Genomic DNA, 15,125 nt, shown 5'->3' with positions numbered 1-15,125 from the left:
GATGAGCACGCCGGCGCAGCGCATCGATGCGTGGTTTGTCACGCGCGGCTGGACGGTGTTTCCGTTCCAGCGCGCCGTCTGGCGTGCTGGCGCGCAGGGGCGCTCCGGCCTGCTGCATGCGAGCACGGGTTCCGGCAAGACGTATGCCGTGTGGTTCGGCGCCTTGCTGCGCGCCGAGCGGCTGGCGCGCAAGGGGAGAAAGCAGGGCTTGCGCGTGCTGTGGATCACGCCCATGCGGGCACTGGCCGCCGACACCGTGCGCGCGCTGCAAGCCTCGGGTGCGGAGCTCGCTCCCGGCTGGTGCATCGAGGCGCGCACGGGCGACACGAGCGCCGCGCAGCGGGCGCGGCAGGCGAAGGCCTGGCCCGAGGTGCTCGTCACGACGCCGGAAAGCCTGTCCCTGATGCTGAGCCAGGCGGACGCCCGGGAACGTTTCAGCCTGCTGGAAACCGTGATCGTCGACGAGTGGCACGAATTGATGGGTAGCAAGCGCGGCGTGCAGGTGCAACTGGCCCTGGCCCGTTTGCGCCGCTGGCAGGAAAACCTGATGACGTGGGGTTTGTCGGCTACCCTGGGCAACTTGCAGCAGGCGCAGGACGTCTTGCTGGGCGAGGAAAACGCCGGCGTGCTGGTGGAAGGTAAAATTAGAAAGCGCATCCTTGTCGACAGCCTGATCCCCGTCAACCCCACGCGCTTTCCCTGGGGCGGCCACCTGGGCATCCAGATGCTGCAGCCCCTGATCGCCGAGATCGAGGGCAGCGCCACCACCCTGGTATTCACCAACACGCGTTCGCAGGCCGAGCTGTGGTACCAGCATTTGCTCGATGCGCGGCCCGACTGGGCGGGACTGATCGCCCTGCACCACGGTTCGCTGGACCGTGAAGTGCGCGAGTGGGTCGAACAGCACCTGAAAACGGGCGAACTGAAAGCCGTCGTGTGCACGTCCAGCCTGGACCTGGGCGTCGACTTCCTGCCCGTCGAGCGGGTCTTGCAGGTGGGCAGCGCGAAGGGCATCGCGCGCCTGGTACAGCGGGCCGGGCGCAGCGGCCACGCGCCGGGGCGCATCTCGCGCGTCACCCTGGTGCCCACCAACAGCCTGGAATTGCTGGAAGCGGCCGCTGCCCGCGCTGCCCTGGCGCAGGGCCACCTGGAAGCGCGGCCCGTGCCGGACAAGCCGCTCGACGTGCTGGTGCAGCACCTGGTGACGATCGCGCTGGGTGGCGGCTTCCAGTCGGCCCAATTGTATGAGGAAGTACGCGCCGCCTGGTCGTATCGCCACCTGACAGCGGACGAGTGGCAATGGGCGCTCGACTTCGTTGCGCGCGGCGGGCAAAGCCTGACCGTGTATCCGGAATACCGGCGAGTGCTGCCGGACGATGAGGGCGTGTACCGCGTGCCGGACGTGGCCCTGGCGCGGCGCCACCGCATGAGCATCGGCACCATCGTGTCGGAGGCGGCGATCCAGGTCAAGTTTCTCGGTGGCGCGCGCATCGGCAGCATCGAGGAATCGTTCATCGCGCGCCTGAAGCAGGGCGACCATTTTTTGTTTGGCGGGCGCATCCTTGAATTCGTGCGCGTGCACGAGATGACGGCCTACGTGCGGCGCGCAACAGGCAGCCGCGGCGCCGTGCCGCGCTGGCAGGGCGGCAAGATGCCGCTGTCGTCGGAACTCGCGCATGCCGTGCTGGACCAGTTGCAGCTGGCGCAAGAAGGGAAGGCCAGCGGGCCGGAAATGCGCGCGCTGGCGCCGCTGCTGGCCATTCAGCAGGCATGGTCGAGCCTGCCCACGCGCGCCAGCCTCTTGCTTGAAACCTTGTCCAGCCGCGAAGGCCATCACCTGTTCGTGTATCCGTTTGCCGGGCGCTCGGTGCACCTGGGCCTGGCGTCGCTGCTGGCGTACCGCATCGCGCGCGTGCAGCCGGCGACCTTGTCGATTGCCGTCAACGACTACGGCTTTGAATTGCTGGGCGCGGACGACATCGATTATGCGCCGCTGTTGACGGCCGCCAGCGGCGCCGATATTGCCCTGTTCAGCACGGACAATCTGCTGGAAGACGTGCTGGCCAGCCTGAACGCGACTGAATTGTCGCAGCGGCGCTTCCGCGAAATCGCCCGCATCGCCGGCCTCGTGTTCCAGGGCTATCCTGGCCAGCCGAAAAGCGCGCGCCAGCTGCAGGCGTCTTCCTCGCTCTTCTTTGAAGTGTTCCGCAAGCACGACGCGGCCAATTTGCTGCTCACGCAGGCGCAGCGCGAAGTGCTGGAACAGGAACTGGAATTGACGCGCTTGCGCGCCACCTTGCGCGAGCTGCACGGCCGGCAGATTTCCCTGCAAGCGCTGGAGCGGGCATCGCCGTTTGCCTTCGGCCTGATGGTCGAGCGCTTCCGCGAACAGCTGACGACGGAAAAGCTGTCGGACCGGGTGGCGCGCCTGGTCAGCGCGCTGGAAAAGGCGGCCGCATGAGCGGCCCGCAGCAAGCGCACTGCGTGGTGGAACTGGCCGGCGAGATCCTGTGGCTGCTGGCGCACAAGGCCGTGTATTGGCCCGCGCGCAGTATGCTGGTCATCGCCGACATCCATTTCGGCAAGGCAGCCGCGTTTCGCGCGCTGGGCGTGCCCGTGCCGCGCGGCACCACCACGCAAAACCTGCTGGCGCTCGACGCCTTGCTGGCCAGTTACGCTTGCGAGGAAATCGTCTTTCTCGGCGATTTTTTGCACGCGCGCGCCGCGCATGGGGCCGCCACCGTGGCCGCCATGCTGGCCTGGCGCGCGCGCCATCCGGACGTGCGATTGACGGTGGTGCGCGGCAACCACGATGCGCATGCGGGCGACCCGGCCGCCGCGCTGGGGATCAGCATGGTCGATGAGCCGCATCAGGTGGGCAATCTGTCGTTCTGCCATCACCCGGACACCGCCGCGCCCGGTTATGTGCTGGCCGGCCACGTGCATCCCGTGTTTCACTTGCGCGCTGAAAGGGGCGGCTTGCGCCTGCCATGTTTCCTGCTGGGCCAGCATCGCGCCATCCTGCCCTCGTTTGGCGCATTCACGGGCGGCCATGCGGTGCGGCCAGCCGCTGGCGAGCGCGTCTACGTGACGGCCGACGCGGCGATTTTCGCACTACACGCTAACTGCTGAGTGTCTGGTACTTTTGGTGGAAAACTGAAAGTAACTGCGTTACCGTAGGCGGGACACATCCTACATACGCTCTTGCCATCCTCCTATTTCTTGTGCCCCATGTGCGCACTAAGATGACTGTTCCCTTGCCATGCGAGGGGGAAGAATTGCATGGTTTGCACTGTTTCTGATTCCATCGATCAAGGAGATCATCATGGCCACATCGAGCGACAATAAACAGCAAGGTAGTAAAACCAGTAGCAGCGGCGGCAACAAGCAAAGCGATACCAGCAAACGTGGCTTCGCTTCCATGGACCCCGCCCAGCAGCGCGAAATCGCCAGCGAAGGGGGGCGTGCCGCGCATGAAAAAGGCACGGCGCATGAATTCACCTCGGAAGAGGCCCGCCGCGCAGGCAGCCAAAGTCACAAGAACGATGCCAGCCGGCAAAGCGCAACCAGCTCCAGCGGCTCGCGCGACAATGCCAGCATGAACCAGGAAGGCAACCGCGACAGTGGCAACAAGCAAAGCGGCGGTTCGGGATCGAGTTCAGGGTCGCGCAACAAGTAGTCGCCAGCAGTATTGAGCAGTAGCAAGGAGCAGTAGCAAGTGAGCATGGCCAGCGGCAGGCAGGCACGCCGCTGGCCATGGCCGCATCTGTCCGGCAGCCGCAAAATTTTGATGCAATGCAGCAGGCATGGACTATGATGAATGAGCTGCGCCGGCAATGTGCGATCACCTGGCAATCACCTCGCAGTCAACCGCATCGATGATCAGGGAGAAGATAATGGGCAACTCGAATACGCCGCAACCGGGCAATAGCCAGGGCGGCACGCCATCCACGGCGGGCAGCAAGCAAAGCACGGCCGACTCGGCTGAAAACTTTGTGCTGGTCGATAGCGAGCAAGGCCTCGATATCGGCGACGATCTGTTTTCCATCGGCGAAGTGCGGCGCGCCGACCGCTTGCCCCATCACCAGTCCGGTTCCGCCGGGCAGAGCAGGCAGAGTGCCGACGATGGGCCGGACACCACGGGCAGTACCGGCGTCTGAGCTTCCCTTCTTGACTGTCTGGTAATCCCCGCAGGGCCAGCCGTTGGACGTGTTCGCGCACGCCGGCTGGCCATTCCTCCGTACGGGGAGTAACGCCGGCTGCTTGCCGGCGCGGGTAACACTGGCGAGTCGGCTACAGATCGACCCTGCCGTGTTCGCCCAAGTCCTTCGGCGGCTCGCCCGTAATGGCGGCCTTGGCCATTTCATAGAATTGCATCATCTTGCTGGCGCTGCTATCCCAGTATTCGGCCGACTGGATCGTCACCTTGATCAGCGACAGCTTCGGATCGTCGAGTCCGCCCGGGAACCAGGCTTTGACCAGCGGGTTCCACAATTCCTCCGCCTTGGCGCGGTCCTTCAGCAGCTGCGCGTGGCCGCAGACGGATACATACAGGCTGTCGCCCGTGTCGACAAAGCTGACATTGACTTGTGGATTGTTCAGCAAGTCGCGCGTGTAGGCGGCCTCGTCCGAGACAAAGAACCAGATGTGCCCTTCCTTGTCGACCTGCTGCTGCGTCAGCGGCCGGCTGGTGAGGGTGCGCATGTCGTCGCTGGTGGTCAGCATGCCGAATTTGACATCCTTGATCTTGGCCGCGATGCTGGCCAGTTGTTCGCTGGAATACGCTTGCATATTGTGCTCCTGTTTGATTGTCCTGAACAACAGCATAGGCGGGCATGGCTCGCGGCTCTGTACGGCAGCTTACGTAGCGGCGCGCATCGCCCTGTCACGCCATGCATGTTTCAAAGCTGTTACAAAACGCTGGCCCGGCGGGGCGCCCCATGTATTGACTTAATAAATGATAATCATTATCATTTGTTTGAAAATGTCGGCATGAACTTTGATTGAAGGATGGGAATGAAGCACACTGACTTGTCGCGCCACCTGGCCCGCTCCTTGCCGGGAGCGCTTGATGGGTAATGCGGGCGCCGCAGACAAGGCCAAGAACAACGCCAGCCGCGCCGTCTGGCTGAAGAACTTGCATCAATGGCACTGGATCAGCTCAGCGCTTTGCCTGCTGGGCATGTTTTTGTTCGCCATCACCGGCATCACCCTGAACCACGCAGGCCAGATCGAATCCAAGCCGGCGATCACGCGCCAGAAGGCGGCGTTGCCGGCACCCCTCGTCACGGAACTGGCCGCGTATGCCGCCAAGCACGATGGTGCCAATGCGCCCATGCCGGCCGCCGCCGAAGCCTGGCTCAAGCAGCAATGGTCGCTCAATGCGGGCGGCCGTCCCGCCGAATGGTCGATCGACGAAGTGTATTTGCCGCTGCCCAAGGCGGGCGGCGATGCCTGGGTGCGCATCGGACTGGAAGACGGGGCCGCCGAATATGAATTGACGGACCGGGGCTGGGTATCCTGGCTCAACGATGTCCACAAGGGCCGCAACACGGGCGTGGCCTGGAGCTGGTTCATCGACATCTTTGCCGGCGCCTGCATCGTGTTTTGCCTGACGGGGCTATTGATTTTGAAGTTCCACGCGGCCAACCGGCCATTTACCTGGCCGATGGTTGGTCTCGGTATCTTGATACCTTGCGCGATCGCCTTGCTGTTTATTCACTGATCGTTTTTATTTTTCCTTTTTACAGGCACACCATGAAATTACGCTACTCCCTGGCGCTTGGCCTTCCCCTGATCGGCACTTCGGCGATGGCGGCCGACCTGGCCCTCAAGATTGAAATCCCGCAACTGAACGTGGCGGAGTACCACCGTCCCTACGTGGCGGCATGGCTGGAAACGGCCGATCAAAAGGTCGTCGGCAATCTGACGGTGCTGTATGACGTGAAAAAGAAGGACAAGGCCGGCGAAAAATGGCTGAAGGACATGCGTCAATGGTGGCGCAAGAGCGGCCGCGACCTGGCCATGCCCGTTGACGGCGTCAGCGGCGCCACGCGTGCGCCGGGCGAACATACCCTGACTTTCCCCGGTGCCAAGGCCTTGCTCGACAAGCTGCCGGCCGGCGAATACCAGGTGGTGGTGGAAGCGGCGCGCGAAGCGGGTGGACGCGAGCTGGTGCGCGTGCCGTTCCAGTGGCCGCTGAAGTCGGCCCAGTCCGTGCCTGCCAAAGGCAAGGAAGAACTCGGCAATGTCGTCGTCCAACTCAAACCATAAGGCGCACATCATGTTCAATCGACTCAATCAATCCCTGATGGCTCTGGCCCTGGCCGGCCTGGCCATGAACGCCCACGCCCACCGCGGCTGGATGGTGCCATCGAGCACGATGGTGGAAAGCAAGGACGCCTGGGTGACGGTGGACGCAGCCGTCTCCGACGGCCTGTTCGAGATCGACCACCAGCCGCTGCGCCTGGACGCGCTGCAAGTCACCGGTCCGGACGGCGCCAAAGTCACGCCGGCGAACACGGTCACGGGCCGTTTGCGCAGCGTCTTCGATGTGAAAATGGAAAAGCCTGGCACGTATAAAGCGGCCATCGTGTCGCAAAACGTGATGGGCAGCTACAAGCTCAATGGCGAGCAGAAGCGTTTCCGTGGCAACGAGGAAACGTTCAAGAAGGAAGTGCCGGCTGACGCGCAAGAACTGAAAATCACGCGCACGGCAGCGCGCCTGGAAACCTTCTTCAGCAATGGCGAAACCAGCACGGAAGTGTTCAAGCCGACAGGCGTGGGCCTGGAATTCGTGCCGGTGACGCACCCGAACGACTTGCGCGCCGGCGAGAAAGCCACGTGGCGCTTCCTGGTCGATGGCAAGCCGGCGGCGAACCAGGCCTTCAGCCTCGTGCCAGGCGGCGTGCGCTACCGTGGCGTGCTCGGTGAAATCCGCCAGCGCACGGATGCCAAGGGCGAGATCACGTTTACGGTCCCGGCGGCCGGCATGTACTACCTGAGCAGCACCTGGCCAGCGGCCGCACCGGCCGTGGCCGGCCAGCCGCCAGCCATGCCCGAGCGCCGCATGACGTACGCGGCCACCGTGGAAGTGTTGCCGCAGTAAGCGGCGGCATCTTCGCGAGCGAGAGCGCCGATGCGCCGGGTCCTGCTGCCGCAGCATATTTCCGATCAGGTCGCGCCGCCCGGTGCCGCGATCCGGGACTTGCGCGGCCTGTCGATGGGCACCAGCTGGTCGGTACGCTTGCTCGAGCCCGCCATGCCGGGACGCGCGGGCAGCGCCGACTTGCAGCAGGGCTTGCAGCAGCAGCTGGACCTGGTGGTGGCGCAAATGAGCCACTGGAGCGACGAGTCCGACCTGGGCCGCTTCAACCGGGCCGAGCCTGGCAGCTGGCACAGCCTGCCCGCCGCGTTTTGCGAGGTGCTGGGCTTTGCCATGCACGTGTCGCAAGCGTCCGGCGGCGCGTACGACCCGTGTGCGGGCGCGCTCGTCAACCTGTGGGGCTTCGGCCCCCGCAACCGTTATGACGAGCCTGGCTTCCTGCCGCCGAAAGACGATACCGTGGCGCTGCTGCTGGCGCAGCGCCAGCGCCGCCGCCTGGAACTCGACTTGCCGGCCCGTCGCGCGCGCCAGCCGGGCGGCTTGCAGCTCGATTTGTCCGCCGTGGCCAAGGGCTATGGCGTGGACCGCCTGGCCCGCTACCTGGACAGCCAGGGCATCCACCATTACCTGGTGGAAGTGGGCGGCGAGCTGCGCGGCGCCGGCAGCAAGCCCGATGGCCAGCCGTGGTGGGTCATGCTGGAACAGGCCGATGGCGCCGCCGATAGTGCCGATAATGCACAGCATCCGGCGGAAATGCTGCTGGCGCTGCACGGCTTGTCCGTGGCGACCTCGGGCGACTACCGGCGTTTCTTCCAGGACGGCACAGTTCGCTTCTCACACACCATCGATCCGCGCAGCGGCATGCCGATCGCCAACCAACTCGCTTCCGTCACCGTCGTGCATGCCGAATGCATGGCGGCCGATGCCTGGTCGACGGCCCTGACCGTGCTGGGGCCGGAAGCCGGCATGGCGCTGGCCGAAGAGCAGGGCCTGGCTGCGCGCTTCCTGCAGCGCGACGGCGAGGGCTACCACGAAACGCTGAGCAGCCACATGCTGGCCATGCTCGACGAATGAACGATTGATTCCATGATTTTTACGCACGATACGACGCGGCTGGCCTTGCTGGCGGCCCTGTCCCTCAGTTATGCGGGCGTGTGCCTGGCGCCCTGGCTGCGCGCGCGCGCCAAGCGCCGCGCGTCCGACGCCGCCAGGGCGGCGCTGGCCAACAGTCCCGCCTGGCTGGTGGCGTATGCGAGCCAGACGGGCAATGCCGAGGAACTGGCCACGCAAACGGCGCAGAGCCTGCAACTGGCCGGCATCCCCGTGCGCCTGTGTGCGCTGGCCGACCTCACGGCCATTGATCTGCAACAAGCCGAGCGGGCCTTGTTCCTGGTCAGCACGTATGGCGAAGGCGACGCACCCGACAATGCGGCCGCCTTCATGGGACGCTTGATGACGGGCGAGCTGGCGCTGCCGCAATTGCATTACGCCGTGCTGGCCCTGGGCGACCGCAGCTATGGCCATTATTGCGGCTTCGGCCGCGCGCTCGATGCCTGGCTGGCGGCGCAGGGCGGGTCGCGCCTGTTCGAGCGCATCGAAGTTGACCGCAGCGCCAGCGCCGCCATCGAGCAATGGTTCCAGCACCTGAGCCACCTGGCCGGCACCAGCGACGCGCCCGACTGGAGCGCCCCCGCCTTCGGCGACTGGCGTTTGACGCAGCGGCGCCACCTCAACCCTGGCAGCGCCGGCGGCGCCATCTACCACGTGGAACTGGCGCCGGTGACGGGCAGCTTGCCGGAATGGCAGTCGGGCGACCTGGTGCAGGTGGCCGCGCCCGCCGATCCGGCGCAGCCGCGCGAATATTCGATCGCCTCGATTCCGCATGATGGCAGCGTGCATTTGCTGGTGCGCCAGCATGCGCATCCCGATGGCAGCCTGGGCCTGGCCTCGGGCTGGCTCACGGCGCAAGCCAAGGTCGGCGACGTGGTGCAGTTGCGCCTGCGCCAGCACAAACGCTTCCGCCTGGAAGACAATGCCCGGCGGCCATTAATTCTGATCGGCAACGGCAGCGGCATCGCCGGCTTGCGCGGCCACCTGAAGAGCCGCGTGCTGGCGGGGCAGCGGCGCAACTGGCTGATCTTTGGCGAGCGCAACCTGGCCCACGATTTCCATTATCGCGAGGAAATTGAGCGCTGGCACGCCAGTGGCGACTTGCCGCGCCTGGACCTGGCGTTTTCGCGCGACCAGGCGGAGCGGACCTACGTGCAGGACCGCCTGCGCGGCAATGCCGACGAGGTCAAGCTGTGGCTGGAACAGGGCGCCGCCATCTACATTTGCGGCAGCCTGGCCGGCATGGCGGGCGGCGTCGACCAGGCCCTGCAAGAGATGCTGGGCCGGCCCGCGCTCGACGCGCTGGCGGCCGAAGGGCGCTACCGGCGCGACGTGTATTGAGTTTTTGACGCCGCCAGCGCGTTCGCGCACACACGGCTATCATGATTGTTTCATCCGAGGAGACACATCATGAGCGACAGCATTTACGACATTCCCTTGCGCCGCATCAATGGCGAACCCACCAGCCTGGACGCTTATCGCGGCAAGGTCGTGCTGGTGGTCAATGTGGCCTCCGCCTGCGGCTTGACGCCGCAGTACGAAGGACTGGAAAAACTCTACGCCGACAAGCAGGCCGAGGGCCTGGTGGTGGCCGGTTTTCCCGCCAATGAATTCGGTGCGCAGGAGCCGGGCACCAATGCCGAGATCGCGGACTTTTGTCGTGGCACGTTTGGCGTGCAATTTCCCATGTTTGAGAAAATCGTCGTCAAGGGCCCGGGCCAGCATCCGCTGTACCAGCGCCTGGTGCAAGAGCAGCCGCGGGCGCAGGAAAAGCCGGGCAGCGATTTCCGCGCCAAGCTGGCCGGCTACGGCATCACGCAGGAGCAGCCGAGCGACGTGCTGTGGAATTTCGAGAAGTTTTTGATCAGCAAGGACGGCAAGGTGGTGGGGCGTTTCGCGCCCGACACCACGGTCGACGATGCGCTCTTGCGCGAAGCCATCGCGCGCGAGTTGCAGGCCTAGGTTTTAGTCGGAGGCGTCCAGCGCGGCTGGCTCCATCTCGCCACTGACTTCTTGCAAGCCCCGTGCCAGGCTGGAAATGCTGGGGTTGTCGATGAAGACGCAGCGCTTGCCCGTGCGCTTGCAATAATCCTTGACGCGCCAGTAGGCGCTGTGGCTGATGCAGCCCGTCTGGCAAATCACCAGGTCGGCCGCCGCCAGACTCGAATCGAGCAGGTTGGCATTGTCTTCCAGGCCGCCGTCGTGGTGGGCGAATTGCGCGCCGACCCGCTCGATCAGGGCGCGGTAGGTGGCGACATTGCCGCTGCGCCCGCCCACGCACAGCACGCTTTGGTCGACCAGGCGGATCGGCATTTTCAGCTTGCCGCCGGTCGGCACTTCCAGCTTCGGCGCCGGTGGCGGCGCGGCAGCGGCCGGGCGTGGCTGGGCCTGTTTCAATTCCGCGATTTGCTGGCGCAATTCCTTTTCGCGCTCATCCATTTGCGCCAGGCGTTCGACCAGGCGCGTGCGCGATTCCAGCGCCGGGATTGCGGCCTGCAATTGCGCCAGTTCCGCGCGCAAGCCATCGATCACGCTATCCTTGCCGATGGCCTCGGCACGCGTGCGCAGCAGCACGGCTTCCTGGCGCTCCAGCTCGCCCGTTTTTTCCATCAGTGCGGCCTGGCTGCGCTGTTGCAGCTTGGCCAGTTCATGCGCCAGGCGCGCGTTTTCTTCCTGCAAGGCCGTAAATTTGCCCATGTCGGCGCGCACGCAGGCGCCGGCCTGGTGCTGGATCATGTGCAAGTCTCTGCACATCTGCTCTTCCAGCTCGGCATCGCAGCGCGGGTGCGTCAGGCCAGCCCAGAAGGCGCCCGACACGTCGCCGTTGGCGACGGCCGTGCGCCACAGTTGCGCTACCTGCTCCGTGGTCTTGGCGCCGCGAAAGCGCAGGATCACGGGAGCGTAGCGGCGTTCGAGTTCCTTTTGCAGCGCTTCGGACAGGCGGTTGCGCGCGCCGCATTCCGTCACGGCGCCCACGTGCACTTCATAGTCGTCTGCCAGCACGCGCCCGCCCGTCATCTTGCCCACCAGCTTGCGCAGGTAGCCCAATGGCAAGCCCACGCCGACCAGCGGACAATGGCAGGTATGCGACAGTTCCCACAGCCGGCGGCGGCGCGAAGCGAGCGCGGCCGTTTCGGCTCCGTCGCTGGAACAATTGCTGATGACGGGCAAGGACTGGTCTTTGTCACACATGGCGGTATCCTGTTGGGCGGTGGCAGTGTTGAAGAGAAATTATTGAGGCAGGGGCGAGGCAGGGCGCTTGGCGCTCAGCATGCGTGCCAGGCGCTCGAGCAATGTGGTCTTCGGCGGCGCGGGCCGGTGCAGCGCCACCAGGGCGGCCCACTGCTGCGACAGCTGCTGGCACGTCGCTTGCAGCACGGGGCCCAGGCCGGGCGAATTCGACAGCACTTGCAGATGGCGTTCGATGACACCGGCCAGTTTCTCGCAGGGACTGCCCGCATGGTAGTGCGACATCAGATGCAGCACGGCCGACAGCAGCAATTCAGGCTGTTGGCCTTGCGGGGAAGGAAACATCGTGGAAGGTCGGTCGTTCGCCATCAAACACTCCTGTGCGGTGGTTTGGCTGGCTGCGCGCACGGAGCGCGACTGGCTGGCGAGTGTGGTGACTGGCTGCCGTGCTGCTTCAGGCAGTCAGGATCAGCTTGTTCAACTGGGTGACGCGCAGGCGATAGATCTTGCCGCTGTGCTCAATCTCCACTTCGCGGCCCTGCTGCAGCAGCGCTTCGCTGGTGATGCGGCGCGCCGGCTGGGCCATGCTGACGGGAGGACGGACGTGGGCGGTAGCGGCATCCTGGATCAAGGCTGGTTTTGAGCTTTGCATGTTGGGCTTTCTTTATCTCAGTTGAGAATGATTCGTATTTGCATTATTGTTGAATGTGGCCCGAAAAGCAAGGCTTATTTGTGTGGAATCCGCGCTTTTTTGCGGCGAGATGGCAGCGTGGAAGATGCTGCTGCGCAAAGGTGGCCGCTGGCGCGGCGCGGAAGGGGAGTGGCCGCAAAAAAGACCCGGCAAGGCGTTGCGCGCCTTGGCCGGGCCAAGCCTGTGCCAAGCTTGAAGAAATCGGGATGGCGCTAAATGGTGGCCAGCAATTGCGCCGAGGCGGTGGCGGCTGCGGTGGTATCGGCCTTGAGTTTGGCGGCGGCCAGCTGCTTGGCGCGCGAGCGCGACGGCGGCAGGCGGCGCAGGGTTTTCAGGGCGTCCGGATCCTTGATGCCGATGGTGCGCTGGTCAACCGTGATGAGGCCAATTTCATTGAATGCGGACAAGGTGCGGCTGACCGTTTCCAGGGTCAGGCCCAGGTAGCTGCCGATTTCATGGCGCGTCATGCGCAGGTTGAACAGCTTGCTCGAATAGCCCATCTGCGCGAAGCGGTCGGCCAGCGAGACGAGGAAGCGCGCCACGCGGGCTTCGGCGCTGAGGGCGCCCAGCATGCCGATCATGGCTTGCTCCCGCACGAGTTCGCGGCTCATCACGCCATACATGACGTTTTCCAGTTCCAGGTGCACCCTGCCCAGCGCCGTCAGCTTCTTGAACGGCAGCAGGATCAGGTCGCAGTCGGACAGGGCCACCGCTTCCGAGGAGTAATGGCGCGAGTGGATGCCGTCGACGCCCAGCATGTCGCCCTTCATGGGGAAGCTGAGTACCTGCTCATTGCCGAATTCATCGATGAGCACGGTTTTCAGGAAGCCCGAATTGACGATGTACAGGGTGTCGAACGGTTGGCCGATGGTATGCACGCGCTGGCCCGTCTTGAATTGCACGTGCTGGAACAGCAGTTCGTCAGCGGCGATGGTGCAGGCGCTGGAGATATGCAGCAGGTCGCACACCTCCTTCAGGTTCGACCAGAGCCGGCCCTGGCGCTGGCGTCCCGCTTCCATCGGGGAGGAGGGGGCCAGCGACGGTGAGGCAGCGCGGGTGTCGGGCGTTTGCGTGGACAGCATGTTCATCTCCTGGTGACAGGTAGTTCAGAGTTGAATGACGGGGTGCTCGGGGCGGCGGGCGGGCAAGGGTCGGCGGCGCGCGTCCAGGCAGGTAATGCTCAATTCGCTGAAGACTTGCTGTGTGATGAAATAACTTTCCAGCAACTTGATGACTGGTTTCAGTATGCCAACAACCGTATGCAATTAATATCAGCAGTGGCTGAATATGGCAGTAGGAGCTGCGGTAGGTGAGGTAGGATTGTTCCTACAGTTGGCGCGCGGACGCGCGCCAGGAGGATCACGTCTTGAAGGGCGATAGCAGGCGGTGCGCGACGGCATACTGGACCATTTCCGATAGGGAACTCATGCCCATCTTTTGCATGATGCGCGTCTTGTGCGTACTCACCGTCTTCACGCTCAGATGCAGGTTGTTGGCAATTTCCGTGATCGACTTGCCGGCCACCAGCAGGGAAAAGACTTCGAATTCGCGGTCCGACAACTGTTTATGCAGCAAGCTTTCATTCGGCATCATGATGTTGAGCACGAGCTGCTCCGCCACCTCGGCGCTGATGTAGGGGCGTCCCGACGCCACCTTGTGGATGGCGCCCACGAGCTGGGTGCCCGCGCTTTCCTTGGTCAGATAGCCTTGCGCGCCGGCGCGGATGGCGCGCACCGCATATTGCTCTTCCTCATGCATGGTGAGGATCAGGATGGACAGCTTGGGCGCCTCGCTGCGGATTTGCCGGATCAGGTCGACGCCGCTGCGGCCCGGCATCGACAGGTCGAGCAGCAGCAGGTCGAAGCCGCCCTGGCGCACGTGGTTGAGGACTTCAAACCCGTCGATGGCCTCACCCACGATGTCGATATCCGGCGCGCCGTCAAGGATGCGCTTTAATCCTTCACGCATGATGGTGTGGTCGTCGGCAATCACAATACGTATCATAGGCGGGCAATCTGGTGGCGTGTAATCTGCTGTGTCCGTTACCGGACAATCAAATGTTAAGAAACGAGAAATGTTGTCATTTTAACTGAAGTGGCCGCACGTTTGCCTTTTTCTTGCTGTGCCGGCAACGGCGGCCTCCGTGGCCATGTGACCCCTTATTTTGCCGGGGGTTCCTTGATCAGCCTATGCACGAGCACGGGCAATTTCGAGTGCGACAGCACCTTGTTGGTGACGCTGCCCAGCAGCAACTGGCCCCAACCGCTGCGGCCATGCGAGCCCATGAAGATCAGGTCGCATTGCTGCAATTGCGCCACTTCCACGATTTTCAGGGCCGGGCTGTCGGAAAAGGCCGTCAAGCCCGTCGCCTGCAGGCCCCGCTTGGCAGCCGCGTCGAGGATGGGCTGCCAGTGGTCGGCGCCCGCCTTGCGCATGGCGATGCGGTATTCCTCTTCGCTGGGATAGCTTGGCGGAATGATTTCGATATACACCGGGTACTGGTACTCGGGTGCCACGTACACGGCAAGGATGTCGGCGTGCATCTGTTCGGCAAAGGCAACGCCGGCGCAGGCCGTCAAGTTGGAGACGGTGGAGCCGTCCGTGGCGATCAGAATTTTCTTATACATGGCAGGTCCTTTGGCGATGACTCAGCGCGCGCAACGCCTCTTATTGTAGACGTGGCGGCAGCATTGTATTCATGTAAAGACTTGATAATTGTCAATACTACTGCACCTTCAGTATAGACAACATTGGCAGAAAGATCGTGTTTAAGGTGCAACGATGTCCCAGCGATATCCATATGGCGCTGTTGCGCAGGCGCCCGCGGGCAGGATTTCTTGTGCGGCGCGTGGTCTTGCACGCACGCCAATGGTAGTATTTCAAAATACAACAGCAGGAACACTTATTTCCTGGCGGAAAAGCTCTTGTGGGCCAGCTTTGCACCGGGAAGCGCGTTTTGAGATTTACCAACAGGGCGGCGCCCTGCTACACTCGCACCATCGCAGCGGTATTGCCTCAAATCATCTTAAT

Annotated in this window: 17 protein-coding genes; 10 read left to right on the top strand and 7 right to left on the bottom strand. The window is 63.8% G+C overall.

Going from position 1 to position 15,125, the window contains the following annotated elements:
• Position 1 precedes the first annotated feature (1 nt).
• From CSQ92_RS13960 to CSQ92_RS13945, 4 genes are all read left to right on the top strand, one after another.
• A complete protein-coding gene (locus CSQ92_RS13960) occupies positions 2–2,461 on the top strand; it encodes a ligase-associated DNA damage response DEXH box helicase (protein WP_099394380.1) in 2,460 nt (819 codons plus the stop codon).
• A complete protein-coding gene (gene pdeM / locus CSQ92_RS13955) occupies positions 2,458–3,132 on the top strand; it encodes a ligase-associated DNA damage response endonuclease PdeM (protein ID WP_099394379.1) in 675 nt (224 codons plus the stop codon). Before CSQ92_RS13960 ends, pdeM begins: the two co-directional genes overlap by 4 nt.
• A 193-nt stretch (positions 3,133–3,325) precedes the next feature.
• On the top strand, positions 3,326–3,679 hold the full coding sequence (locus CSQ92_RS13950; protein ID WP_099394378.1) for a KGG domain-containing protein: 354 nt from the start codon (positions 3,326–3,328) through the stop codon (positions 3,677–3,679).
• Positions 3,680–3,896: 217 nt separating this feature from the next.
• Positions 3,897–4,160, top strand: a complete 264-nt coding sequence (locus CSQ92_RS13945; protein WP_034783412.1) for a hypothetical protein — start codon at positions 3,897–3,899, stop codon at positions 4,158–4,160.
• 133 nt (positions 4,161–4,293) lie between these two features.
• On the opposite strand, the gene CSQ92_RS13940 is transcribed toward CSQ92_RS13945, so the two are convergent.
• A complete protein-coding gene (locus CSQ92_RS13940) occupies positions 4,294–4,791 on the bottom strand; it encodes a pyridoxamine 5'-phosphate oxidase family protein (protein ID WP_092607082.1) in 498 nt (165 codons plus the stop codon).
• Between the two features lie 280 nt (positions 4,792–5,071).
• Between CSQ92_RS13940 and CSQ92_RS13935 the strand changes: the two genes are divergently transcribed.
• The 6 genes from CSQ92_RS13935 to CSQ92_RS13910 all read left to right on the top strand — a co-directional run bounded on the left by CSQ92_RS13935 (position 5,072) and on the right by CSQ92_RS13910 (position 10,177).
• Positions 5,072–5,725, top strand: a complete 654-nt coding sequence (locus CSQ92_RS13935; RefSeq protein WP_099394377.1) for a PepSY-associated TM helix domain-containing protein — start codon at positions 5,072–5,074, stop codon at positions 5,723–5,725.
• Between the two features lie 32 nt (positions 5,726–5,757).
• Positions 5,758–6,273: a DUF2271 domain-containing protein gene (locus CSQ92_RS13930; RefSeq protein WP_034783417.1), complete on the top strand. Its 516-nt coding sequence runs from the start codon at positions 5,758–5,760 to the stop codon at positions 6,271–6,273.
• A 10-nt stretch (positions 6,274–6,283) separates the two neighbouring features.
• Positions 6,284–7,108: a DUF4198 domain-containing protein gene (locus CSQ92_RS13925; RefSeq protein WP_099394376.1), complete on the top strand. Its 825-nt coding sequence runs from the start codon at positions 6,284–6,286 to the stop codon at positions 7,106–7,108.
• Between the two features lie 30 nt (positions 7,109–7,138).
• A complete protein-coding gene (locus tag CSQ92_RS13920; protein ID WP_099394375.1) occupies positions 7,139–8,179 on the top strand; it encodes an FAD:protein FMN transferase in 1,041 nt (346 codons plus the stop codon).
• A gap of 12 nt (positions 8,180–8,191) precedes the next feature.
• Positions 8,192–9,556 carry a sulfite reductase subunit alpha gene (locus CSQ92_RS13915; RefSeq protein WP_099394374.1) on the top strand — a complete coding sequence of 455 codons (1,365 nt, stop codon included), beginning with the start codon at positions 8,192–8,194 and terminating at the stop codon, positions 9,554–9,556.
• 69 nt (positions 9,557–9,625) lie between these two features.
• Positions 9,626–10,177 (top strand): glutathione peroxidase, encoded by a 552-nt coding sequence (locus CSQ92_RS13910; RefSeq protein WP_099388752.1) that lies wholly within the window; start codon positions 9,626–9,628, stop codon positions 10,175–10,177.
• Between the two features lie 3 nt (positions 10,178–10,180).
• Here the strand turns inward: CSQ92_RS13910 and CSQ92_RS13905 are convergent, their stop codons facing one another.
• The 6 genes from CSQ92_RS13905 to CSQ92_RS13880 all read right to left on the bottom strand — a co-directional run bounded on the left by CSQ92_RS13905 (position 10,181) and on the right by CSQ92_RS13880 (position 14,722).
• Positions 10,181–11,407, bottom strand: a complete 1,227-nt coding sequence (locus CSQ92_RS13905) for a DUF2325 domain-containing protein (protein ID WP_099394373.1) — start codon at positions 11,405–11,407, stop codon at positions 10,181–10,183.
• A 39-nt stretch (positions 11,408–11,446) separates the two neighbouring features.
• On the bottom strand, positions 11,447–11,773 hold the full coding sequence (locus tag CSQ92_RS13900) for a hypothetical protein (protein WP_070260285.1): 327 nt from the start codon (positions 11,771–11,773) through the stop codon (positions 11,447–11,449).
• An 85-nt stretch (positions 11,774–11,858) separates the two neighbouring features.
• Positions 11,859–12,056, bottom strand: a complete 198-nt coding sequence (hemP, locus tag CSQ92_RS13895) for a hemin uptake protein HemP (RefSeq protein WP_034750559.1) — start codon at positions 12,054–12,056, stop codon at positions 11,859–11,861.
• A 251-nt stretch (positions 12,057–12,307) separates the two neighbouring features.
• Positions 12,308–13,114, bottom strand: a complete 807-nt coding sequence (locus CSQ92_RS13890; protein ID WP_034783488.1) for a Crp/Fnr family transcriptional regulator — start codon at positions 13,112–13,114, stop codon at positions 12,308–12,310.
• A 340-nt stretch (positions 13,115–13,454) separates the two neighbouring features.
• On the bottom strand, positions 13,455–14,099 hold the full coding sequence (locus CSQ92_RS13885) for a response regulator (RefSeq protein ID WP_034783426.1): 645 nt from the start codon (positions 14,097–14,099) through the stop codon (positions 13,455–13,457).
• Between the two features lie 155 nt (positions 14,100–14,254).
• A complete protein-coding gene (locus tag CSQ92_RS13880) occupies positions 14,255–14,722 on the bottom strand; it encodes a universal stress protein (protein ID WP_070260284.1) in 468 nt (155 codons plus the stop codon).
• Between the last annotated feature and the right edge of the window lie 403 nt (positions 14,723–15,125).

This window comes from Janthinobacterium sp. BJB446 (assembly GCF_002735655.1).
GTDB lineage: Bacteria > Pseudomonadota > Gammaproteobacteria > Burkholderiales > Burkholderiaceae_D > Janthinobacterium > Janthinobacterium lividum.
The sequence above is the reverse complement of the archived record's forward strand: the minus strand, read 5'-3'. Positions and strand labels throughout refer to the sequence as shown.

Excerpts from the sequence above, each read along its gene's own strand:
- CSQ92_RS13960 (WP_099394380.1), top strand. The coding sequence starts at position 2 with ATGAGCACGCCGGCGCAGCGCATCGATGCGTGGTTTGTCACGCGCGGC.
- pdeM (WP_099394379.1), top strand. The coding sequence starts at position 2,458 with ATGAGCGGCCCGCAGCAAGCGCACTGCGTGGTGGAACTGGCCGGCGAG.
- CSQ92_RS13950 (WP_099394378.1), top strand. The coding sequence starts at position 3,326 with ATGGCCACATCGAGCGACAATAAACAGCAAGGTAGTAAAACCAGTAGC.
- CSQ92_RS13945 (WP_034783412.1), top strand. The coding sequence starts at position 3,897 with ATGGGCAACTCGAATACGCCGCAACCGGGCAATAGCCAGGGCGGCACG.
- CSQ92_RS13940 (WP_092607082.1), bottom strand. The coding sequence starts at position 4,791 with ATGCAAGCGTATTCCAGCGAACAACTGGCCAGCATCGCGGCCAAGATC.
- CSQ92_RS13935 (WP_099394377.1), top strand. The coding sequence starts at position 5,072 with ATGGGTAATGCGGGCGCCGCAGACAAGGCCAAGAACAACGCCAGCCGC.
- CSQ92_RS13930 (WP_034783417.1), top strand. The coding sequence starts at position 5,758 with ATGAAATTACGCTACTCCCTGGCGCTTGGCCTTCCCCTGATCGGCACT.
- CSQ92_RS13925 (WP_099394376.1), top strand. The coding sequence starts at position 6,284 with ATGTTCAATCGACTCAATCAATCCCTGATGGCTCTGGCCCTGGCCGGC.
- CSQ92_RS13920 (WP_099394375.1), top strand. The coding sequence starts at position 7,139 with ATGCGCCGGGTCCTGCTGCCGCAGCATATTTCCGATCAGGTCGCGCCG.
- CSQ92_RS13915 (WP_099394374.1), top strand. The coding sequence starts at position 8,192 with ATGATTTTTACGCACGATACGACGCGGCTGGCCTTGCTGGCGGCCCTG.
- CSQ92_RS13910 (WP_099388752.1), top strand. The coding sequence starts at position 9,626 with ATGAGCGACAGCATTTACGACATTCCCTTGCGCCGCATCAATGGCGAA.
- CSQ92_RS13905 (WP_099394373.1), bottom strand. The coding sequence starts at position 11,407 with ATGTGTGACAAAGACCAGTCCTTGCCCGTCATCAGCAATTGTTCCAGC.
- CSQ92_RS13900 (WP_070260285.1), bottom strand. The coding sequence starts at position 11,773 with ATGGCGAACGACCGACCTTCCACGATGTTTCCTTCCCCGCAAGGCCAA.
- hemP (WP_034750559.1), bottom strand. The coding sequence starts at position 12,056 with ATGCAAAGCTCAAAACCAGCCTTGATCCAGGATGCCGCTACCGCCCAC.
- CSQ92_RS13890 (WP_034783488.1), bottom strand. The coding sequence starts at position 13,114 with ATGGAAGCGGGACGCCAGCGCCAGGGCCGGCTCTGGTCGAACCTGAAG.
- CSQ92_RS13885 (WP_034783426.1), bottom strand. The coding sequence starts at position 14,099 with ATGATACGTATTGTGATTGCCGACGACCACACCATCATGCGTGAAGGA.
- CSQ92_RS13880 (WP_070260284.1), bottom strand. The coding sequence starts at position 14,722 with ATGTATAAGAAAATTCTGATCGCCACGGACGGCTCCACCGTCTCCAAC.